Raw genomic sequence first — 23,767 nt, forward strand, 5'->3', positions numbered from 1 at the left:
ATACAAACGTCATTGCAAGGAAATTACGAAGTAATTGACGAAGCAATCTAAGGAGGTTGTTATTATTTTATGAGATTGCCACGCTCCCTACGGTCGCTCGCAATGACGATTTAGTGTCCACGTGAGCAATGCCCGCTTGCAATGATGCTGAAAACTACCAAAACTTTAAAATGTTCAAAAACGAAACTCGCAAAAATTCATTCTCTCTACTTCTGCCGTATTTATGGTCGAAGGATTTTGATATACGCCTGCGTATTGTTACCTCTCTTATTTGTCTAGTCATAGCTAAAGTAATAAATGTTTTCGTTCCTATTGTTTATAAATATATAATAAATGGGCTAAATAAAAACTTTGCTCTTTCGGTTATGATCGGGATTATTGTTGCATATGGCGGAACAAAAATACTTGTTCAACAGTGAATTACGAAATATCTTTTTTTCAAAAGTAGGGCATCAAGCAACTCGCTTAGTTGCTCTAAATGTCTTTAAGTACATGCTTTAAGTATGCGTTTTCACATTACTAGAAAGACAGGGGGCTTAAGTAGGTCAATAGAGCGTGGTACTAAAGGTATTGAAGTGGTACTGCGGTATTCGTTATTTAATATTTTTCCGACAAGCGTAGAAATTATATTAGTAAGCGGGATGTTATGGTATGTTTACAGTATTTGGTTTGCCGTAACTATTTTAATAACAATGATAGTTTATGTTGGTTATACTTGCCTAATCAGTATTTGGCGTATTTCTTTTGCAAGGGAAATGAACCAAAGCGATAACACCGCCAATAATAGAGCAATCGATAGTTTACTGAATTTTGAGACCATTAAATATTTCGGTAATGAAGAATATGAGGCGATAAAGTTTAATGAGGTTTTATAAACTTATGAAAAATCAGCTACTAAAACTACTAACAGCATATCGATTTTAAATATCAGGCAGGATGTTATAATATCCTTAGGGCTTGTTAGTCTTATGATACTTTCAGCAAATGCTATTAACCAAAATAAAATGATCGTCGGCGATTTAATAATTGTTAATACTTATCTATTTCAGCTATCAATTCTGCTTTCAATACTTGGCTTTGCTTATAGAGAAATTAAAAACGCTCTAGTTAGGTATAGAAGATATGTTTAAGCTGCTTGATATACCTGTAGAAGTAGAGGATGCTTTGAACGCTAAGGAGCTAATTATCTTAAAAGGTGTGGTTAGTTTCAATAATGTTAGCTTTGCTTATAATCAGGAACGTCCGATTTTACATAATATAAGTTTTACGATCAAGAGCGGTAAAACTTTAGCAGTAGTCGGTAGTAGCGGGGCAGGGAAATCGATGATATCACGCTTGCTTTTTAGGTTTTACAATATTAATAGCGGCAATATTACTATTGATGGTCAGGATATAAGAGAAGTCATGCAACAATCGCTGCGTAAATCTATTGGAATTGTCCTGCAAGATACGGTACTGTTTAACGATACGCGATATATTACAACATCGCATACGGTAATAATGCAGCAAGCTACGATGAAGTTATAGCAGCCTCAAAAAATGCTCATATTTATGAGTTTATTAGCACGTTGCCCGAAGGGTATGAGACGCAGGTAGGCGAGAGAGGCTTAAAGCTTTCGGGCGGTGAGAAACAGCGTATTGCAATTGCAAGAACCATCTTGAAAAATCCAGCAATATATGTTTTTGATGAGGCAACAAGTTCGCTTGATACTAAAGCCGAAAAGCTAATTCAAGCACGCCTTAAAGAGATCTCGGCTCACCATACTACCCTTAATCATTGTCCATAGACTCTCAACTATTATCGATGCAGATGAGATTATCGTTTTAGATAACGGTTATATAGTTGAGCGGGGCAACCATAAAACCTTGCTACAGCACAAAGGCTATTATACCGAACTTTGGTATAAACAGCAAGAAGAGGAACATTCTTAAAATTTATCATTATATCAACTACAAGCTTTATTAAGTGGTTTGGTAAAACCAGCTCGATGTCATTCCCGCGGAGGTTTTGTTGCGTGGATATCAAGTCGTCATTGCGAGCAGTCATGGGCTATGTGGCAATCTCAGGAATTCTTCTCAAGATTGCTGCGTCAAATTACTATGTAATTTTCCTCGCAATGACAAAAAAACTGATCCACGCAGGAATGACATGGATAGCTAATTGATATTTCAAAAAATTGGCTAAAATCTCTTGCAAGAATAGCGGTGACGTTATTCTGGGCTTTCAAAGCCTCTATCCTAAGCGGTATTATCAGCCGTATAAATGGTATAATCCTCGACTTCATGGTCAGGGGATAGTAGCTATGTATAAGGTTTAAAGTGTAAGCTTTAAACCTAAAAGCTATTATAACTGTTCTGTGACGGTTCTTTGAACGTCCCAACCACCCGAAGTTAAAATCTTCGGTGGTTAAAACTTGAGCAATTTAAGTGTAATCACTGGAGCAACTACATGTTCAATAAAAATAATAAATTATTATCTAAAATATTACCGTTCTCTAAGAAAAATAAAAGATTTAGAAAAACTAAGATCTAAGTTTAAACAAAGGTTAGCAGAATAGGTAATGGTAGATGAGATAACAAGAATAGAGCAGCATTCATTATATTTAGAAAGTATAAAATAATTCTAATATATAAAAAGTTTATTAACTTTTACGATTATGTTATTGCATAGAAACGGTTGATGTCATCCTTGTAAGCGACTAAAGGCCTTGTTGTATGGTTCGTTTATGTCATTTCCACGCAAGCGGGAATCCAGTAAAAAATGATAAACAAAGAAAATTACATAAAAATTTAGTATATAATTTGCTTAAAAAACTAGATTCCTGTTTTCGCAGGAATGACATCGGCATCCACGCAACAATGCCCCGCAGCAATGACATCGGTAACTTAGAAACAATGGCATGATTATAAATACAAGCAATCCTTGAAAGAAATTTATTATGTCTCTATTATTAAATATAATTCATTAAATTTAAGGCTAAGTAATCGTGACTGATAAATCTTCTTCTAATTTAGTACCGGTAAATATCGAAGATGAGATGAAAGTATCTTATCTTGATTATGCTATGAGCGTTATAGTAAGTAGAGCTATACCGGATGTTCGGGACGGCTTAAAGCCGGTACATCGCCGAATTATCTATTCCATGCATGAAGCCGGTAATCATGCTAGTAAACCTTATAGAAAATCCGCTAGAATAGTCGGTGACGTGATGGGTAAATACCATCCGCACGGCGATAGTGCTATTTACGATGCGTTAGTACGTATGGCACAAGATTTTTCCTTGCGTTTACCGCTTGTAGACGGGCAGGGTAATTTCGGTTCGATGGATGGGGATGCGGCGGCAGCAATGAGATATACCGAATCTCGAATGGCTAAAGTTGCGTATAAGCTCGTAGAGGATATCGATAAAGAGACTGTCAGCTTTAACCCTAATTACGATGGTTCTGAAGAAGAGCCTTCCGTACTTCCTGCAATGTTTCCCAATTTATTGGTGAACGGTAGCGGAGGCATTGCGGTCGGTATGGCAACTAATATCCCGCCTCATAATCTTGGTGAGGTTATCGATGCGTGCTGTTTATATATAGATAATAACGATATAGAAATATTAGATTTACTTGAAGTTGTTAAAGGACCGGATTTTCCTACAGGTTCAATGATTTTAGGCATTAGCGGTATTAGATCGGCATATCTTACTGGTAGAGGTAGTATCATTATGCGAGGTCGAGCCGAGATTGAGAATATCGGTAATAGCCGTCAAGCAATTATTATTACCGAAATACCGTATATGGTAAATAAGGCAAGGCTTGTTGAGAAAATCGCTGAAATGGTTAAGGAAAAGCGTATAGAAGGTATAAGTGATTTACGTGATGAATCGAATAAAAACGGTGTAAGGATTTTTATTGAGTTAAAGAAAGACGTAGTTGCTGAAGTAGTCTTAAATCAAATATACGCATGTACGCAGCTACAAACTAGCTTCGGTGTTATTATGCTTGCTCTTAAAGACGGGTTACCGAAAGTGATGAATTTGAAAGAAGTAATTGCAGCTTTCGTTAGTTTTAGGGAAGTAGTAGTTACTAACCGTACTATATATTTACTCAATAAAGCAAGAGATAGAGCTCATATTTTACTAGGACTAACTATTGCCGTTAGTAATATCGATGAAATAATACGTATTATTAAAGCTTCAAATGACCCGAATGCAGCTAAACAAGAATTAATGGCTCGTCAGTGGGAAGCATTAAATATCCTACCTCTTGTAAAGTTGATTGATGATAAAGCAATGTTAAACGAGCAGGATAAATGTAACTTTACTGAAGTGCAAGCTAAGGCAATCTTAGAAATGAGATTGCAACGCCTGACCGCTATGGAGAAAAACAAGCTTGAAGAGGATTTAAAGAACCTCACTACGGAAATCACCGAATATCTTAATATACTTGGCTCTCGTACAAGGTTACTTGAAATTTTAAAGGAAGAGCTCATTAAAGTTAAAGAAGAATTTGCGACTCCTCGTCTTACTTCAATTGAATTCGGCGAGTTTGATCAAGATATAGAAGATTTAATTCAGCGTGAAGAAATGGTTGTAACCGTAACGCTTGGCGGGTATATCAAGCGTGTACCTCTAAGTAGCTATCGTGCACAAAAACGTGGCGGTAAAGGAAGATCAGGGATTTCAATGCGTGATGAAGATATTACCACGCAAGTTTTTGTCGGTAGTACCCATACTCCTATGTTGTTCTTCTCAAATATCGGTCAGGTTTATAGTTTAAAACTGTATAAACTGCCTTTAAGTAATCCGCAGGGTAAGGGTAGGCCGATGGTTAATATATTACCGCTGAAAGCAAATGAGCATATTACGAATATTATGCCGCTACCTGAAAATCAGGATGAGAGGGATAATTTAAACATTATGTTCGCAACTGCCAAAGGTAATATCAGAAGAAGCGATTTATTAGATTTCAAAAAGCTTCAGTCGAACGGTAAAATTGCTATTAGGCTTGATGAGGACGATAAATTAATAGATGTAAAACCATGTAAAGAAGACGAGCATATTTTACTTGCTACCAAAGCCGGTAAAGCTTTAAGATTCCCTGTTGAATCGCTGCGTGTTATTAAGAGCCGTACTTCTGATGGGGTACGAGGTATGAAGCTTGCCAAAGAGGATTCCGTAATTTCTATGACTGTGCTTAAAGGTATTAGTAGTACAAAAGAGGATAGAGATGCTTATTTATCCGTGCCGTGGGAGCAGAGATTAGAGATTGCTAAAGGTGAGGAGTTTAATCCTGAAGCACTTGGCGTAAGCTTAACTGCTCCGGCTATTGTAGAAATGGCAAATTCTGAAGAATTCATTTTAACCGTAACTGAGAACGGTTTTGGTAAGAGAAGCTCAGCTTATGGCTATAGAATTACTGACCGTGGCGGTAGCGGTATAATCAATATGGATATTAACGACAAAACTGGTTTAGTCGTCGGTGTTATGCCGGTTAAAATGGATGATGAATTAATGCTGATTACCAATAGCGGTAAGTTAATTCGCTGTAAACTTGAGTCAGTACGTATTACAGGACGTAATACTAGCGGCGTAATCCTATTTAAGCTAGATGATGGTGAAAAAGTCGTGTCTGTCTCTTTAATTGCTGACACTGCTGAAAGAGAAGAAGATAGTGAGTTAGAGGAAGAGGGATTAGAGCAATCTGAAGAGGTGTAAGGGCTGAGGCGTTGTTATTCTCCCGCATAGCTCTTAAAAAGCTTTCGATGTCATTCTTGAGAAAGCATTTTGCATAGATACCTAAAGTCATCATTGCGAGGAGGTATTGTTGCGTGGACCGGTAAAACCCACTGTGTCACCCCGTGGTCAAGCCACGGGATGACAGAGGTGAAATTGCTCCACGCAACAATGCCTTGTGAGCAGCCATAGGCTACGTGGCAATCTCATGAAATAATAAAACTCCTGAGATTGCAGATGTACAAATTACTTTGTAATTTTCCTCGCAATGACATTAATTTATTAATTGATCTGCTTTTAGTTAACAATACCCCCCCAAAAAAAAGAACTTGCTATCATATTGTTAAACCCACTAATGACTTTAGAAGTACAAAGGTTATTGTATTCAATAAGTCTATCTATTTCTATAATTGGATTTTCTGCCTTTAATTATTTTTGGTTCACTTTTTAAATCTGTTGTAATGCTAGCCAAAGATGCAACACGTATAGTTTTCTTAATATTATTACTAGTATGTGGGTCCTAATGTTTATTCTACCTTCATAAGTCATTATGTAGGTATATACATCATATCAATTCGCTTTATCAATGATCTCTCCTATAGAAAATGATAGTTTAAAGCCTTTATGGTTGCTTAATTTTCCTAATATTATTTCTGATGATAAAATCGTATTTAGTAGTATTATCTTAGGCTTTATTTCCTCAAAGTTGTATGCTGAAGTTGCAATTGGATTGGCTTGTAAGTTAGAAGTATTTGTTGCAAAAATATTGCGATTGTTGATCTATATAATGCCCTTATTTATAATGGGCTTTATCATAAAACTACAGTTTGATGAAGTATTAGATATAATTATTAAAGATTATATGTTCATTTTTGTGACGATCGTATTTGCTCAGTTTGGTTATATCTTTCTTGCTTATTTTATTTTAAGTAACTGTCGAGTTAAGGAATGCATAGCTAGCTTTAGTAATATGATGCCAGCGTCTATAAGTGGATTTAGTGCAATGTCTAGTGTTATAAGTATGCCACTTAGTATAATCGGAGCGGAAAATAATACAAATAATAAAGCACTCGCTCGTACCGTTGAACAATAACAGTCAATATTCATCTTGTTGGCGATTGTTTTGCCATATCGATTTTGGCTTATGCTATACTAAAAAGTTATGGATTAGCTGAACCTACTTTATTTAATTATTTTACTTTTTATTTTGTATTGGCAAAATTTTCAGTAGCAGTTATACCAGGTGGTAGAATTATTGTAATGTGCCCTATACTTGAACAATATCTAGGTTTTAATACTAATATGATGTCTCTGATTACAGCTCTTTATATCTTATTTGATCCTGTGATCACTTGTGCTAATGTTTTAGGAAATGGTGCTTTTGTTAAACTGATAGATAATATATATAGTGTAACTCAGAAAGCTTAATTTAAGCAAATTTGCACAGAGCAAGTCATGTTCCACCGTGAGCATTAATAAATATTTTAGCAATAGGACGAGGTTTCTCAAAATACTCTAGGTTCTTGCATGCAGAAAATTAAATTATTTGTATTTTTAGATATTTTTGAGCAAAAATTAATAAGAATGCAAGAGCCTAATATCTCTTTTGCTTTTAAAGTAATTGTTGAATTATCTATATTTGATAAATTAGATATTTGTGTTCCTTGAATTATTATTTTTTACGAAGAATTAGTGAATTTTTTAATCAAATCTCAAATATTATATAATTGATTTAAAAGAGAAAAAGCATATAATCTTTGTGTGGAAAGTGATATATTGGTAATAAATTATGATGTGGTTATTAATTGCGATTGGTTTAACCGTTGCGGTTCTTATTATAGGGGTAGTATCGATGGCTATCGCAGGAAAGTTTGATAAGAAATTTAGTTCAAAGTTAATGACTTTAAGGGTTTTTTTTCAGGCAGTTGCTATATTTTTATTGATTATAATGTATTTTTATAAAGTTAATTTATAAATGTCTGAAAATAACTCAAAAGCTACTTAATCGATTTCACTAATTTCTTCACGTAATTCTTCCCATTTGTCTAAAATTTCTTCTAATGTAACTTCTTCGACTTTTTTCTCTCCATCTTCAAAGTCCTTTAAATCTCTAATCAGTTTCTCTAGCTTTAATAATGAAATTTTTTTTCATTATACTGATCGCTACAATGTTCTTCGAGTTGTTCGGCCATTTCTTCAATATCACCCCAATGCATTATTATTCCTCCTTAATTTTATGCAAACCTTATTTATTAACATGTTATCTGATATTTGCTATTATTTTTTACTAAATATTATTGATTCGACAAATTATTGCAGATAGGTGAGTTTATTATGCAACTATTGCCGGAATTAGGCCGGTTTGCTTTCTTTACATTTTGGTGATTTTTGGTATATTAAAATTAAATATTAAGATTTAATTATGTCAATATTACCGATAGTAACGGCACCTGATGAAAGATTAAAGCAGAAATCTCAGCCGGTTTTAGAGTTTACCGATCAAACACGAAAATTTATGGATGATATGCTTAAAACTATGTACCATGAAGACGGTGCAGGGCTTGCAGCAGTACAAGTAGGGGTATTGAAACGTATTTTAGTAATTGATATACAAGATCATGATTCGGTAGCAAGACCAAAAGATTTTTATCCGCTTTTTATAGTGAATCCTGAAATAATAGAAAAAGCAGAAGAGCTAGTTACGGCTAACGAAGGTTGTATCTCATTACCGGAGCAACGTATTGAGGTGGCAAGACCGGAATCTATAAAGATTAGGTATTTAGACTATCATGGTAAATCGCAAGAGCTTAAAGCAAATGATTGGCTTGCAAGAGTTATCCAGCATGAGTATGATCATTTAGAAGGTAAGCTTATGATTGATTATTTAAGTAATTTAAAACGAGATGTAGTACTTCGTAAGCTTAAGAAACTCAAAAGTAATATAGTGTGAAAGTAATCTTTATGGGAACGCCTGAATTCGCTGTTCCCGCTCTTAAAAAACTTATAACTCATCACGAAGTTAAAGCTGTTTTTACACAGCAACCTAAAGCTAAGGGCAGAGGACTTCACTTAGCTAAATCTCCAATACATCAATTAGCATTTGAGCATCAAATTCCTGTTTATACTCCTTCTACTCTTCGTAATGATGAAATAATAAATCTAATTAATAAAGTTAATGCTGATATTATAGTTGTTATTGCCTATGGTTTTATTGTGCCGAAAGCTATATTAGAAGCTAAGAAATACGGCTGTCTTAATATCCATCCATCTGATTTGCCTCGGCACAGAGGAGCGGCTCCTCTGCAGCGTACTATTATAGAGGGTGACCGGAAAAGTAGTGTATGTATTATGCGTATGGATACAGGGCTGGATACAGGTGATATATTGATGAAAGAAGATTTTGATTTAGAAGAAAGAATAACATTGGAAGAACTGCATAACAAATGTGCAAATCTCGGAGCGGAGTTATTAATTAAAACACTTGCAAATATCGATAATATAGTACCAATAACACAGCCAAGTGACGGCGTTACGTATGCTCATAAATTAACTAAAGCAGAAGGAAAAATTAATTGGCATGAATCCGCATATGAAATAGATTGTAAAATAAGGGGTATGAATCCTTGGCCCGGAGTATATTTTAGTTATAATGATAAAATAATTAAAATCCTTGAAGCAGAATATTTAAATGCGGATCATCACTTTACTTCCGGTACTGTTATTAGCGATAAGCTGGAAATAGCTTGTGGAAGCGGTATATTACGAGTGAAAAAACTTCAGCAAGAGAGTAAAAAAGCTTTGAATATAGAAGAATTTTTACGTGGTACAAATATTTTAAAAGATACAGTATTAAAATAAGAGTATTATTATGGGTAAAGATAAAAAAGAAGTTAGGTTTAATGATAATTGAGACGTTAAGGAGTTTACCTCAAAGTTTGAAAAGAATAGTGATATTTATTCTTTAAAAAGGAAAGTAATTAATATGGTAACAAAGCTTTGATAGCATTATAATAGTAGATGATGAAATAGAGGATCAAACTCAGCTACTTACGGAAACTCAATTTCTTGTGAAAAAAACTCCACATGGTAAAACATCTCAATATGAAATTAGCGGCTTTATTAACCAAGCCGGCGAACATATAAACGATCCAAAACAAATAAAAGAAATAATTATACGCTCATGCCGTATTTGCTGATTTACAGAAAAATATTTTAGGTAAATTTGATAAGAACGGTAATTTAAATATAACTAAAGATTTTGCAATTGATGAAAATCCAGTCTTTAGAAAAGACGGTAAATTATTATGGGTTAAAACTCAAAGCAGTTTGATAAACAGAGAAGGAGAAATAACAGCAGTAAATCATATTTTACAAAAAGGCAGATTTTTGTTTGAAGATTTAGGCGGTAAGGTAGATACAAAATTAGGGACCACAAATCTAAACAAAAAGCCGATAAAGCCTACCTTAAAAAGAGGTTAAAATAACTTTAAGTCCTCTCATAAGAAATAAAATTAAAATTATTTGAAATTAGTGTTTGACAAGCTTTAAAAATATAGATATAAAGTACATCACACAAAGTTTGAAGCATAAAACTTTGTAGCTGTTTAAAAAGTTGGTAAAGCTAAAAACTAAATACACCGCGATAATAAAAATTTATATCGTGAGTAGATGCTGAAAATAAGAAAAATAATTGTGAAATTAATTCTGTATGCATTGTGTAATCTCAAGTTAAAAGCATTAAGTAAATATAATAAGAGCATTTGGTGGATGCCTTGGCACTAGAAGGCGATGAAGGACGTAATACGCTGCGATAAGCTTCGGGGAGTTGCGAATAAACTTTGATCCGAAGATTTCCGAATAGGGAAACCTACCTAATTTATTAGGTATTGTATAGTGAATACATAGCTATATGAGGCAAACCCAGCGAACTGAAATATCTAAGTAGCTGGAGGAAAGGACATCAACCGAGACTCCGTTAGTAGTGACGAGCGAACGCGGACCAGGCCAGTGGCTTCAAAAAAATAACTAAAACAACATGGAAAGGTTGACCATAGAGGGTGATAGTCCCGTATAGGTAAAAAGTTTGAAGTCCTTGAGTAAGGCGGGACACGTGAAATCCTGTTTGAACATAGGGGGACCACCCTCTAAGCCTAAGTACTCTCTAGTGACCGATAGTGAACAAGTACCGTGAGGGAAAGGTGAAAAGTACCCCGACAAGGGGAGTGAAATAGTATCTGAAACCAAATGCTTACAAGCAGTCGGAGCAAGCGTATTTATATGTCTTGTGACGGCGTACCTTTTGTATAATGGGTCAGCGACTTAGTTTATCTAGCAAGCTTAAGCCGTTAGGTGTAGGCGTAGCGAAAGCGAGTCTGAATAGGGCGTTTAGTTAGATGAATTAGACCCGAAACCGGGTGATCTAGCCATGGCCAGGTTGAAAGCGGAGTAAAATCCACTGAAGGACCGAACCCACTACTGTTGAAAAAGTAGGGGATGAGCTGTGGTTAGGGGTGAAAGGCCAATCAAACTCGGATATAGCTGGTTCTCCGCGAAATCTATTTAGGTAGAGCGTTATAGCGATTACCATCGAAGGTAGAGCACTGAATGAGCTAGGGGGTCCCACAGACTTACCAAACTCAATCAAACTCCGAATGTCGATGAGTACAGCATAGCAGACAGACTATGGGTGCTAAGGTCCATAGTCGAGAGGGAAAAAGCCCAGACCGCCATCTAAGGTCCCTAAATCATGACTAAGTGTTAAAGGATGTGAGAAGACCAAAACAACTAGGATGTTGGCTTAGAAGCAGCCATCATTTAAAGAAAGCGTAATAGCTCACTAGTCTAAATAAGTTTTCTTGCGCCAACAATGTAACGGGGCTCAAGTCATGTACCGAAGATGCGGGTTTATGCATTTGGCATAAATGGTAGCGGAGCGTTCCGTAAGCCTGCGAAGGTCAACCGTAAGGTTTGCTGGAGGTATCGGAAGTGAGAATGCTGACATAAGTAGCGATAAAGAATGTGAGAAACATTCTCGCCGAAAGTCCAAGGGTTCTTGCGTAAAGTTAATCTGCGCAAGGTTAGTCGGCCCCTAAGATGAGGCTGAAAGGCGTAGTCGATGGGAATCAGGTTAATATTCCTGAACCTGAAGGATGTGACGAAAATAGTAAATTGTACAGTCTTATTGGATTGATTGTGCGGTGAATATTTTCCAGGAAATAACACCTTCATTATAGACCGTACCCGAAACCGACACAGGTGGACAGGTAGAGTATACCAAGGCGCTTGAGAGAACGATGCTGAAGGAACTAGGCAAATTGCATCTGTAACTTCGGAAGAAAGATGACCTGTATATGGGCAACCATGTGCAGGTGGCACAAGCTAGGGGGTAGCGACTGTTTATTAAAAACACAGGGCTCTGCAAAGTCAATAGACGATGTATAGGGTCTGACGCCTGCCCAGTGCTGGAAGATTAAAAGGAGGGGTGCAAGCTCTGAATTGAAGTCCCAGTGAACGGCGGCCGTAACTATGACGGTCCTAAGGTAGCGAAATTCCTTGTCGGGTAAGTTCCGACCCGCACGAATGGCGTAACGATTTCCCCACTGTCTCCAGTATCGACTCAGCGAAATTGAATTCTCCGTGAAGATGCGGAGTTCCCGCGGTCAGACGGAAAGACCCCGTGAACCTTTACTATAGCTTTGCACTGGTGTTAGGAATCAGATGTGCAGGATAGGTGGGAGACTATGAAGCGAAGGCGTCAGCCTTTGTGGAGTCATCCTTGAGATACCACCCTTTTGGTGCTTGACATCTAACCGAGATCCTTGAATCAGGATCCGAGACAATGCATGGTGGGTAGTTTGACTGGGGCGGTCGCCTCCCAAAGAGTAACGGAGGCGCGCGATGGTTAGCTCAGGTTGGTCGGAAATCAACTTTTAGAGTGCAATGGCATAAGCTAGCCTGACTGCAAGTCTGACAAGACGAGCAGAGACGAAAGTCGGTCATAGTGATCCGGTGGTCCCGAGTGGAAGGGCCATCGCTCAACGAATAAAAGGTACTCCGGGGATAACAGGCTGATGATTTCCAAGCGTCCATAGCGACGAAATCGTTTGGCACCTCGATGTCGGCTCATCACATCCTGGGGCTGRAGWAGGTCCCAAGGGTWYGGCTGTTCGCCRWTTAAAGTGGTACGYGAGCTGGGTTTAGAACGTCGTGAGACAGTTCGGTCCCTATCTGCCGTGGGTGTAGGAAGTTTGAGAGGATCTGCCTTTAGTACGAGAGGACCGAGGTGGACGTACCCCTGGTGGACCAGTTGTCGTGCCAACGGCACAGCTGGGTAGCTAAGTACGGAAGGGATAACTGCTGAATGCATCTAAGCAGGAAACCCACCTCAAAACTAGACTTCCCCATTAGAGCCGTGGAAGACCACCACGTTGATAGGTCGGGTGTGGAAGCACAGTAATGTGTGTAGCTAACCGATACTAATAGCTCGATTGATTTACTTTGCTGTGAGATTACATATGCATATAGTGTTAATGTTATAAGAGTGTAGTATCTACTCACAAAGTTATCAGGTTAAATAGTTTTATCAACTAATAAAAATGTTATTGCATAACTAATGTTATACTGTAGCCCTGCTACGATATCCAGCGAAAATTATTTTGCTGAGTATCGTAGTAAAAGTTAAGATATGATGTTGAGAATTTTTTTGAGTCGTGCAACAACATGAACAGTAAACTATAATACAAATCTATCTTTTTAAAAATTTGTATTGCTAGCTTGGTGGTTATAGCATGAGTGAAACACACGATCCCATCCCGAACTCGAATGTGAAACCTCATAGCGCTAATGGTACTATGTTATAAGGCATGGGAGAGTAAGTCGCTGCCAAGCTTGCAATGCAAGTTTTTAATTATCTTTCTTTCTCTTTATGAGGATATTTTATATTCATAATTTTTACCTTTCTCTATATTAGTAATGCTTACGCATTAAAGGATAAACATCAATTTATTTCCATAGAATCGCTAAAATCTAACATAGAAATTAAAAAGCTATTTAAAGAAAAAAAATACTGGTCAATTTATTTTAGAGTTACCACATCACAGTAATTAATGAAGGTGGAATTTTAACTCAAGAAGGTTATATTCTACAAGATATTCAAACAAGCTTAGGTGATCAACATCGTTTATTAAAAAACGAGATATTAATACTGAAAATCCTTTATATTTTAATGGAAAATTAGCAGTAATTTTATCTTTTGGTTCTGAAAATTGGTATCATTGGCTGCTACAAATTTTGCCTAGATTAATTATATTAAAAGAATCAGCTCTTGAATATGATCGTACCTATATTAATAATTTAAAATATTCATGGCAAATTAAGTCATTAGAAATAGTATTAAATTATTTAAATATACTGGAAGATAAGCTTTTTGTAGTAAATAGTGACTGTATAATTCCAAGCTACTAGACTAATTGTTCCATCTGTACCGTTTATTCCGGTAAAAGGTACACCTTTGCCTTTATGGTTAAAAAAAGATTTAAGAAATATTTTTATTAAAGATAATAGTAAAGCATACGATAAAATATATATTTCTTGTAAATACGCTTCTACCCGAAAAATAGTTAATGAAGAGGAATTAATAGAAAAAATTGAGAGATCCGGTTTGAAAGTAATATATCTAGCGCTATCCTTCTCGTATGAACAGGCCCAGCTTTTTAATAAAGCAAAAATAATAGTTGGATCGCACGGATCAGGATTTGCTAACTTTATTTTTGCGGTTCCAAAATGCACGGTAGTAGAGATTGATCACGGTACAACTCCCTCTAGAAGTTTTTATAAAAGAATGGCAAATTATATGTCATGCGATTATTATCCTTTTTATGTAGATCATCAGACAACAGAAGAGCATTTAGAAGACAATATAAAGATCAATATTGATGAATTTATTAAGTTTCTTAGAGGTCATCTGTAAATAAATTTTAATTAGTAATTAAAGAGCTTTTTTAGCGAAAATTGAAGTTAATTCTTAAAATCATTATTTAATAAATAAGATTCGCTATTCATTTCATTTAGTCTTGAAATAGTGCGTTTAAATTCTGCGGCTCGTGCTGAACCTTGATATATTTTATTTGGGTTATTTTCTAGGCTCATAAATAAGAGTATTTTATAGAAATAGGCATTATCGATAAAGTTGATAAATCTAACGGCTGTATTTGTATCGTTAGCATCGATAGTATGAACGTTCCCCACTATAATAACGTTAAAATTTTGGCAAATATTAACATAATCGATATAGCTTAAGCCTCTTGTAAATAATTCATTATAATCTGTTACTAATATTCTTTTATGCACTTTTTGAAAGGATATTTCTCTACCTAGAACCTGTATATTTTGAGGAGCAAGATTATTATCACTAATATCCGTGATAATTTTTTCAAGTTTATTTTGGTTTTCTAAAGTTAAAGGATACATTATCCTTGCCTCTTTAACTCTTAACGCTTTATCAAATCGATAATCATGTTGATTATCTAGATATTTAACATAAAATGTATTATTGATTATCTTTATAAAAGGTAAGAAAGATTCTCGTTGTAATCCGTCTTTGTACAGATTATTGGGACTCGTGTTAGAAGTTATAAAAATAAAAATATTTTGCTTTATTAATTCATTAAATAATCTACCGATTATCATTGCATCAGTAATATCGTTAATTTCAAACTCATCTATACATAACACTTTAGTTTGTTTAGTATAGTTTTTAGCAATTTTAGGGATGATATCTTTTTGATTTGCTGTTTGTAATTTATGCATAGATTTATGAATTTCCTGCATAAAGTTCTGATAATGTATTATTATTTTAGGTGTAGTTAATTCTTCACAAAAAGAATTCATGAGCATAGTTTTACCGCTGCCCACCGGACCGTATAAATAAATTCCGCTTTCTAAGTTGTTTTGATTAAAGAATTTGAATAAACTTTTAGGCTTATTAAGTGCTGCTGCCAGCTGTTTTAATTCTTCTCGTAAAGCAGTTTGTTTTGAATCTTGTATTAATGAAGTAGAGGATTTAATCATCCAAAATATTTTTTATCTAGTTTGTTATAGGTTTTTTCTAAAATGTCGTTCCTAGCTAAAAGCAGGAAGGCTTTGTTGCGTGGATCAATTTCACCTCTGTTATCCCGTGGTTTGACCACGGGATCCAGTGAAAAATGCTAACCTTTAGCATTTTTTGTTATTTTTGCTAGATTGCCACGCTCCTTTTAGTTGCTCGCAATGACGGTTGTGATTATCATTTCCTACATAAAAGCGTTGCATCGCCGTAGCTAAAAAAACGCATTGCTTCTTTTATAGCATATTTATATAATTCATGCATCTCTTTAAATCCGGCAAAAGCACATATAAGCATAAATAAAGTAGATTTAGGAAAATGGAAATTAGTAAGTAGCATATCGGCTGTTTGAAATTTAAAACCTGGGGTTATGAAAATATCGGTTTTAAAGCTACCTGCTTTTATGATGCCGTTATTGCAAGAACTCTCAAGTGTTCTAAGTGTTGTAGTGCCGACTGCGATAATACGTTTCCCTTCTTGCTTTGCTTTATTAATAATTTCAGCAGTGTCAGGAGTAATAGAGTAATATTCGGTATGCATTTTATGTTCATGAATATTTTCGGTTTTTACAGGTAAAAAAGTTCCAGCTCCCACATGTAATGTTAAAAATGTGGCTTGTATGCCTTCTGCCTTAAGCTTATCAAGTATATCCTTTGTAAAATGCAAGCCTGCTGTCGGTGCTGCAACTGAACCTTCTATTTGGCTATAGACAGTTTGATAGCGGTCGTTGTCGTTTTGAGTGTTTGTCATCCCGTGGTTTGACCACGGTATCCAGTCATTATTTAAATATGTTTTGGATCCCGTGGTCGTAGCCACGGGATGACATAATGAGTGTGAACGCCTAATATAAACCGGTAGCGGCATCTCACCGTATTTATTTAAGAACTCGAATACAGAAATATCATTAAGCTCAAATTTTACTTTAATCTCACCCATTGCAAGTTTTTCGGTAATAATTACCTTATGATTATCAAAATAAAATTCATCATTTATATGAAGCTTTCGAGTTGGTTTAGCAAAAGCTGACCAACTATCATCTGATAATTTTTGATTCAAATTTATTGTAATATTTTTCCCCAAATTTAACTTTGCTTTTATTACCTTACTATTATTAAAGACTAATAAGTCCCCTTCTTTTAAGTAATCTATTATGTTGTAGAATTTGGTTTTAATAGGCGGCGTAACAGCAATTAGTAAATCTGAGTTATCACGTTCACTAGATGGATATTGTGCGATCAGTTCGCTTGGTAAATCAAAGTCAAAATCAGATAGTTTCATTGTTTAAATATTAGTGGCTAAAAAAGTGATTATAACAGCATATGACAATATTTAATATAATATTTTAGTTTATTGATTGCTTACTAATAAATCAACTATTGGTTGATAAAATGATTTTTTTTCTGTACGATACAAAATACTATCAATTGGATCATTAAGGGAAATACTTGATAATCGATGATATAATTAGAAATAAATTTCATGAGATATTAAGCAGTAAAGATATAGAAGAAAATATGGGATTTAATAATATATATAAAATAAAAAGATATGAATTTTTTAGAAAAAGTTTTGTCAAAGAATTCAAAGCTTTGATTGAAGATCCAAATACAAATATTTCTAGTGTGTACAATATGGCATACTGTACTGTAGATAAAATAGCAAGATCTTCTGACACTGCTATAAGTTAAAGCAATTTGTCAAGGTGATTATGATTGAGTTTATAGTATGTTAACCGCTTTAAATATTGATCCAAATACAGAAGTATATACATTGGAAGGTGAGGCTAAATCTTTTTTATATTTTGCGTGTCATAATAATCAGAAAGGGATAGTAAGGTTTCTACTTGCAAAAGGTGCAAATATAATCCTTGATCACAACAGCGGTATGACCGTTTTTCACACTGCCCTAACAGTTTAACATTTTGATATGGCAGCATTTCTAATTAAAAATGGTGTGGGTCCTAATTACGTAACAGGTGACAATATGACTGATTTAGAAATATGTACGTCCTATACCTAAATATAGCCATGGTAACTAAATTGCTCGCTTATGGTGCTAATATGAAAAACCGCATTTAAAAGTTTAGTAGACCTAACTAGAGAATTTAATGATAGTAAGCAGAGTACAGATATGGTAAAAGTATTGTTACAATATGGTGCTAATCGAATATACTCGATTCTGACAGTCAAATGGTCTGTGACAAGGAAGCAATTTATGAACCTCTGAAAGCTCTTTTAACGCTTGAATCCATATTGCGTAAGAATGATTACAAGAAAATTAAGGCTATTGACAAGAAAGATTTAGCTGCGTTTGTTCAATGGAAAGCAGCAATATGACCGGTTGTAAAAAATGTTTCTAAGGATGAGTATATAAAAATCCTATTAGAACTATATAATATTTTCAAATCAAATGAGTTTGGATTCGGATGATTCTATAAAACAACCATTAATAGAATTAGGATAAAAGATAGCTAACTTGATACCGCCTTTAGAGTTTTTATGCATTTTAAAAATTGAAGATATTATTGATAGTAACGCTACAGATAAGATAGAATTACCTGAGAGTGCAATAAAAGCAATGACAGAGTGCAGACTACTTCAAGTTGAAGCAACAGGAGAAATAGTGGCTCATAATGATTTAGTTTAAAGGTTGAGGCTGGNTTTATGTCATTCCTGCTTTTGCAGGAATGACATAAAACATGGGTAATACCTCCTCACACTATTAACCCTTTAACTTGAGAGTTCCATAATTTTTGATATAGCTTACTATTTTTTAGTAATTCTGCATGGTTACCGTCATCGATTATACTTCCCTTTTCAAAAACTAAAATTCTATCCATATTGAGTAAAGTAGATAATCTGTGGGCAATGACTATCACGGTTTTATTTTGCATTAAATAATCCATTGACTCTTGAATCAGGCTTTCCGTTTCACTATCTAAGCTACTTGTTGCTTCATCGAGAATTAAAATAGGAGCATTTTTTAAGATGGCTCTTGCTATGATAATTCTTTGACGTTGACCGCCTGATAAGTTATTCCCCCGTTCACCGCACATAGTATCGTAACCGTCCGGTAGATTATCGATAACATCATGAATATGTGCAGCTTTTGCTGCTTCTATAACCTCCTCAAGAGTAGCTTCTTTTTTCCCGTATCTGATATTGTCCAAAATGGTACGATGAAAAAGCACTGGTTCTTGAGGTATAAGGCTAATGGCTTTTCTTAAAGAATCTTGAGTTACGTTTTTAATATTTTGATTATCTATTAAAATCATTCCTTCTTCTATATCATGTAACCTCGTGAGTAAACTAATAAAAGTGGTTTTCCCTGAACCTGAAAATCCAACTAGTCCTACTTTTTGTTTACTCGGTATTAATACCGATTTATTATAAAATAGATTGTTATTATGATGATAATTAAATGTAACATTTCTAAATTCAATAACCCCTTCTTTGATACCTAATGGAGTAGCGTTTGCAATATCAGTTATAATATGCGGTGCCATTAAAGATAAGCCTTGATTAAATGCCCCAACCTGCTCGAACATATCACCGATTTCTTGCGTTAAATCCCAAATATCGTCTGCTACATTTATACATAATGTTAGTACTAATACGCAATCACCTATGCTTATAGATAATTCACTACGAAGTTTAGATAAATAATAAATCATTATAAAAATCATTATTGAACAAGAAGTCCCAAGAGCATAACGCAATTTGAACATAAAGAATTGCATAGTCTGCTCATCGGCTACGGCATTTTCTACTCTTGTTTCGAGATGTTGACGTTCAAATTTATGGGCTGTAAACATTCTAACCGCATTAATGTTGCTAATTGCATCTACGATACTACCGGCAACAAAAGATTGGCTTCTAGCATAATTTAATGAGTATTTATTGATTTTATTGGAGAAAAGAACACTAAGTCCTAAAAAAACTGTAATCCATAAAATAAATATTGTAGCAAAAACGTAATGTACTGAATATAAAGCAATTAATGCAAATACAATAATAGCGAGTTTACGAAGAATTTTTTCACCGAATATTGAAATAATCATCTCAAACGATCTTGCAGTTTCGGTAATACGATTGCTAATATGTCCTGCTAGATTATCCTGAAAGAATTTATGGCTATGATATTGGGTGTAATTATAAAGTTCATTTAGTATTTTCCCTTTTATTACGGGCATAGTCTTGAGATACAAATAATCATATGAACGATATGCTATATTAATACTCTCCCACCAAAGAGCATAAAATACTGCCCAGTAAACCATAGAAGATAAAAGATTATTAGTGTTCTTATCGCTGAAAGATTCTATTAAATCAATGATTTTCTGAAGTAATATACTATCGATCGCCGGAATCATACCGAGTAAAATACAAATTACAGTCAATAAAGTCATTTTAACTTTATCGAATTTTAAAAAATAAATACTTAAGCTAAATGTTGATTTAGATAAAGTAGGGTATTGTATCACGATAATGTACCTCGATTTTAAAATAATATATTAATTCGTGTTATTTTGGAGCATATTTTAATTTAATTATTTTAAAATATACCTAAAAATATTAAATCTGTGGAAAAATAATAAACAAGCCTTGCTTCTTACCTTAAATAATGCTACAAAATTCAGAAAATAACTTCAACATCATTAGAAATGCAAGAAAAAGAATTATCTAATAATTTTTTAGAAGAACAAGAACAGTCTAAGAAAGACGATTCTCCGTTCTGTGATGTAAAATATATTTGTCAAGCAAGTTTATTAATTACGGATTCTATCCGAAAAGGGTATGATGTAACGCAATTGCCCAATGGTGATATTAATGTTACAGAAGTAAGAATAGTAAATGTTCATTATAATTGGAACTCCGAAAAAGGGAAATTTGTTAAAACTAATCAGATAGAATTTAATAATAGCAAAGGTGGATGATTAAATCAAATACTGTATACTCGCTTAATTTGAAAAATTGGCTACGTCGTCGTCCTATAAGTACTGTGGTACTCATGTATTAAGTATACGTTATTACACTGGGAGTATATTGTTATTGTCACAAAGCTTATTATCTTAAAACAGCAGCTTAAATATGGAATTTGATCAAGGATTATTATCAAGGATTCAATTTGCTTTTACCATAAGTTTTCATATAATATTCCCTGCTTTTACTATAGGGCTTGCAAGCTTTTTGGCGGTAATTGAAGGGTTATGGTTGAAAACCAAAAAGCCGGTTTATCAAGAAATATACAAATTTTGGGTGAAGATTTTTGCCGTTACTTTCGGTATGGGAGTAGTTTCGGGTGTTGTAATGTCTTATCAATTCGGTACTAACTGGTCGAATTTTTCAGATAAGGTTGGAAATGTCCTTGGTCCGCTTCTTGGTTTTGAAGTATTTACTGCCTTTTTCCTCGAATCTTCTTTTTTAGGTATAATGTTATTTGGCTTTAATAAAGTCAGTAAAAAAGTACATTTTATTTCTACGTTAATAGTTGCTGTTGGTACTGTAATCTCAGCTTTTTGGATACTTGCAGCTAGTAGCTGGATGCATACGCCTGCTGGTTTTGAACTGCGAGGCGAAGGATTCTTTTATCCTTTAAATGAGCTAGAAATTATCTTTAACCCTTCTTTCCCATATCGCTTTTTCCATATGATTACGGCGGCTTATTTAACTACTTCTTTTGTTATCGGTGGTGTAGCTAGCTTTTATTTACTAAATAATCGTTATAAAGAGCATGCTAAAATTATGCTTTTTATGGCGGTGTTAATGGCGTTAATCGTTGCACCGATTCAAATAGTTATTGGTGATTTGCATGCTTTAAATACTCTTAAATATCAGCCGGTCAAGGTCTCGGCTATGGAAGGTATTTGGAATACAGACAAAGGAGCCGCTTTTAATCTTATCGGCTTTCCTGACGGGGAAGAAGAAAAAACAAAATATGCTGTAGAAATACCTTATGCTAGTAGTTTAATCTTAACGCATAGTTTAGATGGTGAAGTGAAAGGATTAAAAGAATGGACAAAAGAAGAGCGTCCGCCGGTTGCAGTAGTATTTTTTAGCTTTCGTATTATGGTAGGAATCGGTTGCTTAATGGTATTTACAGGTATTGTGGGGTTATATCTTTACTTGAAGAAAAGATTATATACTACGCATTGGTTTCAATATTGGTATATATTAATGTCACCTTCAGGTTTTATTGCAGTACTTGCCGGTTGGTTCGTAACCGAGGTAGGTAGACAACCTTATATAGTATATAATATTTTAAAAACCGTGGATACGGTATCACCGGTACTCGGCAAATATGTATTTATTTCTCTAATTGCTTTTATAGTAGTGTATGTGATCATTTTCGGAGCGGGTATATATTATATAATGCATTTGATAAAGAAAGGTATAGAAGTGATAGATAATAAAGAAATGTACGGAGAGAGTGGTTTGAATAACCCATTATTAGAAAAGTAATAAGCTTATGTTAAATGTTGCATCTTAATATGGATTTACCGCTTGTTTGGGGTGGGCTTGTAGCTACCGCTATTTGTTTATATGTTTTATTAGACGGTTTTGATTTAGGAGTAGGAATCTTATTTCCGTTTGCACCTACCGATGATTGCCGTCATAAAATGATCAATTCTATTGCTCCTTTTTGGGGCGGTAACGAAACTTGGTTAGTACTTGGCGGCGGTGGTTTATTTGCGGCTTTCCCGTTGGCATATTCGCTATTAATGCCGGCTTTATATATTCCTATTATATTGATGTTACTCGGTCTAATATTTCGTGGTGTAGCTTTTGAATTCCGTTTTAAGGCTCATATAGGTCATCGTTATATTTGGGACTACGCTTTTCATTTCGGTTCTATGATTACTGTTTTTTGTCAAGGTTTAATGCTTGGTACGTTTGTCCAAGGAATAGAGATAGAAGGACGAGAATTTGCAGGAGGGAGCTTTGATTTTCTTACTCCCTTTTCCGTTATGACGGGGATAGCATTAATATTCGGTTATGCACTCTTGGGTGCTACTTGGCTTATTCTGAAAACAGAAAAGACAACACAAGATTGGGCTTATAAATCTGCTTTATATATTTTATTTTACGTTGCACTTTTTATGGGGCTTGTAAGCTTATGGGTTCCTTTCTTAAATAACCACATAAAGCATCGTTGGTTTAGTGTACCTAATATTTACTATTTATCTATTGTACCTATTGTAACTGCTTTAATATTTATCAAGTTAATTAAAGCCGTTAAGCAGAAAAAAGAAGTAAAGCCGTTTATTTATACGATCTTGTTATTTTTATTAGGATATTTAGGGCTCGCGATAAGCATATGGCCATATATCGTTCCTTATAAAGTTACGCTTGAAACTGCAGCAGCAGCACCGGAGTCACAGTCTTTACTGTTGATAGGGGCTGGGATATTCCTACCTGTCATACTTGGCTACACATTCTATTGTTATTATATATTCCGTGGCAAATCATCTCATCATCCGATATATTAAAAAATTTAAAACAATAACCTCTTGTCTCAAAGGGTGGCAATGGTTTATTATCCTATGGCTTAGCGGATTATTATCCACATTTCTTTTAACTTATGTAGTTAAGCTGGTGTTTAGGGTGATAGTAGGAATATAACCTTGACAAAACGTACTGTTTATAGTACGTTATTAATATTAAGTCTCACTAACTATAAGGAAAAAATAATGGAAATATATAATACAAGCGAAGCAAGAAGTAAGCTTTATAAACTTATAGATTATGTTTCTGATGTGCACAAACCTGTTTATATTAAAGGTAAAAGAAATAATGTAGTGATAATTTCAGAAGAAGACTATCATAATATGGAAGAAACTTTATATTTATTATCTATTCCAAATATGCATAAGTCTATAATTGAAGGACGAGCAGAGTCTATAGCAAAGTGTAGCGATAAATTAAATTGGTAATTGTTTATA

21 protein-coding genes, 2 rRNA genes and 4 pseudogenes are annotated in these 23,767 nt (G+C 34.6%); 21 read left to right on the plus strand and 6 right to left on the minus strand.

Annotated features, from left to right (window positions below; all coding sequences use genetic code 11):
* Window positions 1-170 precede the first annotated feature (170 nt).
* Window positions 171-1,920, plus strand: a pseudogene (locus BG75_RS01910) (ABCB family ABC transporter ATP-binding protein/permease); the annotation flags it as partial.
* Here the strand turns inward: BG75_RS01910 and BG75_RS10500 are convergent.
* Window positions 1,817-2,047, minus strand: a complete 231-nt coding sequence (locus tag BG75_RS10500; protein ID WP_368072210.1) for a DNA gyrase subunit A — start codon at window positions 2,045-2,047, stop codon at window positions 1,817-1,819. The pseudogene BG75_RS01910 and the gene BG75_RS10500 sit on opposite strands and share 104 nt — an antisense overlap.
* Window positions 2,048-2,987: 940 nt before the next feature.
* On the opposite strand from BG75_RS10500, the gene gyrA reads away from it, so the two are divergent.
* A complete protein-coding gene (gene gyrA, locus BG75_RS01915) occupies window positions 2,988-5,705 on the plus strand; it encodes a DNA topoisomerase (ATP-hydrolyzing) subunit A (RefSeq protein ID WP_062811246.1) in 2,718 nt (905 codons plus the stop codon).
* Between the two features lie 315 nt (window positions 5,706-6,020).
* Here the strand turns inward: gyrA and BG75_RS10505 are convergent.
* A pseudogene (locus tag BG75_RS10505) lies at window positions 6,021-6,222 on the minus strand (hypothetical protein).
* Window positions 6,223-6,309: 87 nt separating this feature from the next.
* Between BG75_RS10505 and BG75_RS07030 the strand changes: the two are divergent.
* The 4 genes from BG75_RS07030 to BG75_RS01940 all read left to right on the plus strand — a co-directional run bounded on the left by BG75_RS07030 (window position 6,310) and on the right by BG75_RS01940 (window position 7,698).
* The gene (locus BG75_RS07030) at window positions 6,310-6,816 is read left to right on the plus strand and encodes a cation:dicarboxylate symporter family transporter (RefSeq protein ID WP_084777187.1); all 507 of its coding nucleotides are present in this window, start codon (window positions 6,310-6,312) and stop codon (window positions 6,814-6,816) included.
* 44 nt (window positions 6,817-6,860) lie between these two features.
* Window positions 6,861-7,151 (plus strand): cation:dicarboxylate symporter family transporter, encoded by a 291-nt coding sequence (locus BG75_RS01930; protein WP_062811248.1) that lies wholly within the window; start codon window positions 6,861-6,863, stop codon window positions 7,149-7,151.
* A gap of 99 nt (window positions 7,152-7,250) precedes the next feature.
* On the plus strand, window positions 7,251-7,391 hold the full coding sequence (locus tag BG75_RS01935; RefSeq protein WP_062811249.1) for a hypothetical protein: 141 nt from the start codon (window positions 7,251-7,253) through the stop codon (window positions 7,389-7,391).
* A gap of 121 nt (window positions 7,392-7,512) precedes the next feature.
* Window positions 7,513-7,698 carry a twin transmembrane helix small protein gene (locus BG75_RS01940; protein WP_012262261.1) on the plus strand — a complete coding sequence of 62 codons (186 nt, stop codon included), beginning with the start codon at window positions 7,513-7,515 and terminating at the stop codon, window positions 7,696-7,698.
* Between the two features lie 26 nt (window positions 7,699-7,724).
* Here BG75_RS01940 and BG75_RS10510 read toward each other — a convergent pair.
* A pseudogene (locus BG75_RS10510) lies at window positions 7,725-7,939 on the minus strand (Fe-S cluster assembly protein IscX).
* 206 nt (window positions 7,940-8,145) lie between these two features.
* Between BG75_RS10510 and def the strand changes: the two are divergent.
* From def to BG75_RS01975, 7 genes and pseudogenes are all read left to right on the plus strand, one after another.
* Window positions 8,146-8,673: a peptide deformylase gene (def, locus tag BG75_RS01950; protein WP_062811250.1), complete on the plus strand. Its 528-nt coding sequence runs from the start codon at window positions 8,146-8,148 to the stop codon at window positions 8,671-8,673.
* The gene (gene fmt / locus BG75_RS01955; protein ID WP_062811251.1) at window positions 8,670-9,581 is read left to right on the plus strand and encodes a methionyl-tRNA formyltransferase; all 912 of its coding nucleotides are present in this window, start codon (window positions 8,670-8,672) and stop codon (window positions 9,579-9,581) included. The genes def and fmt overlap by 4 nt, the downstream gene beginning before the upstream one ends.
* A gap of 209 nt (window positions 9,582-9,790) precedes the next feature.
* Window positions 9,791-10,202 (plus strand): annotated as a pseudogene (locus BG75_RS01960) (hypothetical protein).
* A gap of 260 nt (window positions 10,203-10,462) precedes the next feature.
* Window positions 10,463-13,223, plus strand: a 23S ribosomal RNA gene (locus BG75_RS01965).
* Between the two features lie 272 nt (window positions 13,224-13,495).
* A 5S ribosomal RNA gene (gene rrf / locus BG75_RS01970) occupies window positions 13,496-13,610 on the plus strand.
* A gap of 402 nt (window positions 13,611-14,012) precedes the next feature.
* Window positions 14,013-14,186, plus strand: a complete 174-nt coding sequence (locus BG75_RS09480; RefSeq protein WP_252903581.1) for a hypothetical protein — start codon at window positions 14,013-14,015, stop codon at window positions 14,184-14,186.
* 46 nt (window positions 14,187-14,232) lie between these two features.
* Complete coding sequence (locus BG75_RS01975; RefSeq protein WP_252903582.1) at window positions 14,233-14,691, plus strand: glycosyltransferase family 61 protein; 459 nt, start codon at window positions 14,233-14,235, stop codon at window positions 14,689-14,691.
* Window positions 14,692-14,738: 47 nt separating this feature from the next.
* Here the strand turns inward: BG75_RS01975 and zapE are convergent, their stop codons facing one another.
* Both zapE and queA read right to left on the minus strand, forming a co-directional pair.
* A complete protein-coding gene (gene zapE, locus BG75_RS01980) occupies window positions 14,739-15,791 on the minus strand; it encodes a cell division protein ZapE (RefSeq protein ID WP_062811253.1) in 1,053 nt (350 codons plus the stop codon).
* A 214-nt stretch (window positions 15,792-16,005) separates the two neighbouring features.
* Window positions 16,006-17,103 (minus strand): tRNA preQ1(34) S-adenosylmethionine ribosyltransferase-isomerase QueA, encoded by a 1,098-nt coding sequence (gene queA / locus BG75_RS01985; protein ID WP_062811254.1) that lies wholly within the window; start codon window positions 17,101-17,103, stop codon window positions 16,006-16,008.
* 167 nt (window positions 17,104-17,270) lie between these two features.
* Between queA and BG75_RS01990 the strand changes: the two genes are divergently transcribed.
* The 4 genes from BG75_RS01990 (at window position 17,271) to BG75_RS08625 (ending at window position 18,471) form a co-directional block, all read left to right on the plus strand.
* A complete protein-coding gene (locus tag BG75_RS01990; RefSeq protein ID WP_252903583.1) occupies window positions 17,271-17,513 on the plus strand; it encodes a hypothetical protein in 243 nt (80 codons plus the stop codon).
* A gap of 37 nt (window positions 17,514-17,550) precedes the next feature.
* The gene (locus tag BG75_RS09485; protein WP_252903584.1) at window positions 17,551-17,742 is read left to right on the plus strand and encodes a hypothetical protein; all 192 of its coding nucleotides are present in this window, start codon (window positions 17,551-17,553) and stop codon (window positions 17,740-17,742) included.
* A gap of 272 nt (window positions 17,743-18,014) precedes the next feature.
* Window positions 18,015-18,161, plus strand: coding sequence for a hypothetical protein (locus tag BG75_RS09490; RefSeq protein ID WP_196242460.1), 147 nt, complete (start codon window positions 18,015-18,017; stop codon window positions 18,159-18,161).
* 139 nt (window positions 18,162-18,300) lie between these two features.
* Complete coding sequence (locus BG75_RS08625) at window positions 18,301-18,471, plus strand: hypothetical protein (protein ID WP_196242468.1); 171 nt, start codon at window positions 18,301-18,303, stop codon at window positions 18,469-18,471.
* Between the two features lie 67 nt (window positions 18,472-18,538).
* On the opposite strand, the gene BG75_RS02000 is transcribed toward BG75_RS08625, so the two are convergent.
* Window positions 18,539-20,308, minus strand: coding sequence for an ABC transporter ATP-binding protein (locus BG75_RS02000; protein WP_062811255.1), 1,770 nt, complete (start codon window positions 20,306-20,308; stop codon window positions 18,539-18,541).
* 180 nt (window positions 20,309-20,488) lie between these two features.
* On the opposite strand from BG75_RS02000, the gene BG75_RS02005 reads away from it, so the two are divergent.
* The 4 genes from BG75_RS02005 (at window position 20,489) to BG75_RS02020 (ending at window position 23,758) form a co-directional block, all read left to right on the plus strand.
* Entirely contained in the window at window positions 20,489-20,761 is a 273-nt protein-coding gene (locus BG75_RS02005) for a DUF2671 domain-containing protein (RefSeq protein WP_062811256.1), read from the plus strand.
* A 154-nt stretch (window positions 20,762-20,915) separates the two neighbouring features.
* Window positions 20,916-22,286, plus strand: a complete 1,371-nt coding sequence (locus tag BG75_RS02010; RefSeq protein WP_062811257.1) for a cytochrome ubiquinol oxidase subunit I — start codon at window positions 20,916-20,918, stop codon at window positions 22,284-22,286.
* A gap of 14 nt (window positions 22,287-22,300) precedes the next feature.
* Window positions 22,301-23,314 carry a cytochrome d ubiquinol oxidase subunit II gene (cydB, locus tag BG75_RS02015; RefSeq protein WP_062811258.1) on the plus strand — a complete coding sequence of 338 codons (1,014 nt, stop codon included), beginning with the start codon at window positions 22,301-22,303 and terminating at the stop codon, window positions 23,312-23,314.
* A 201-nt stretch (window positions 23,315-23,515) separates the two neighbouring features.
* On the plus strand, window positions 23,516-23,758 hold the full coding sequence (locus BG75_RS02020; RefSeq protein WP_062811259.1) for a type II toxin-antitoxin system Phd/YefM family antitoxin: 243 nt from the start codon (window positions 23,516-23,518) through the stop codon (window positions 23,756-23,758).
* Window positions 23,759-23,767: the final 9 nt, after the last annotated feature.

It is taken from the genome of Rickettsia endosymbiont of Proechinophthirus fluctus, from assembly GCF_001602635.1.
Lineage (GTDB): Bacteria > Pseudomonadota > Alphaproteobacteria > Rickettsiales > Rickettsiaceae > Rickettsia > Rickettsia rickettsii.

Excerpts from the sequence above, each read along its gene's own strand:
- BG75_RS01940 (WP_012262261.1), top strand. The coding sequence starts at position 7,513 with ATGATGTGGTTATTAATTGCGATTGGTTTAACCGTTGCGGTTCTTATT.
- BG75_RS09485 (WP_252903584.1), top strand. The coding sequence starts at position 17,551 with ATGTTAACCGCTTTAAATATTGATCCAAATACAGAAGTATATACATTG.
- BG75_RS10500 (WP_368072210.1), bottom strand. The coding sequence starts at position 2,047 with ATGACTGCTCGCAATGACGACTTGATATCCACGCAACAAAACCTCCGC.
- BG75_RS02010 (WP_062811257.1), top strand. The coding sequence starts at position 20,916 with ATGGAATTTGATCAAGGATTATTATCAAGGATTCAATTTGCTTTTACC.
- BG75_RS01935 (WP_062811249.1), top strand. The coding sequence starts at position 7,251 with ATGCAGAAAATTAAATTATTTGTATTTTTAGATATTTTTGAGCAAAAA.
- BG75_RS09490 (WP_196242460.1), top strand. The coding sequence starts at position 18,015 with ATGGTCTGTGACAAGGAAGCAATTTATGAACCTCTGAAAGCTCTTTTA.
- cydB (WP_062811258.1), top strand. The coding sequence starts at position 22,301 with ATGTTGCATCTTAATATGGATTTACCGCTTGTTTGGGGTGGGCTTGTA.
- BG75_RS07030 (WP_084777187.1), top strand. The coding sequence starts at position 6,310 with ATGATCTCTCCTATAGAAAATGATAGTTTAAAGCCTTTATGGTTGCTT.
- queA (WP_062811254.1), bottom strand. The coding sequence starts at position 17,103 with ATGAAACTATCTGATTTTGACTTTGATTTACCAAGCGAACTGATCGCA.
- BG75_RS02005 (WP_062811256.1), top strand. The coding sequence starts at position 20,489 with ATGCAAGAAAAAGAATTATCTAATAATTTTTTAGAAGAACAAGAACAG.
- BG75_RS02020 (WP_062811259.1), top strand. The coding sequence starts at position 23,516 with ATGGAAATATATAATACAAGCGAAGCAAGAAGTAAGCTTTATAAACTT.
- zapE (WP_062811253.1), bottom strand. The coding sequence starts at position 15,791 with ATGATTAAATCCTCTACTTCATTAATACAAGATTCAAAACAAACTGCT.
- def (WP_062811250.1), top strand. The coding sequence starts at position 8,146 with ATGTCAATATTACCGATAGTAACGGCACCTGATGAAAGATTAAAGCAG.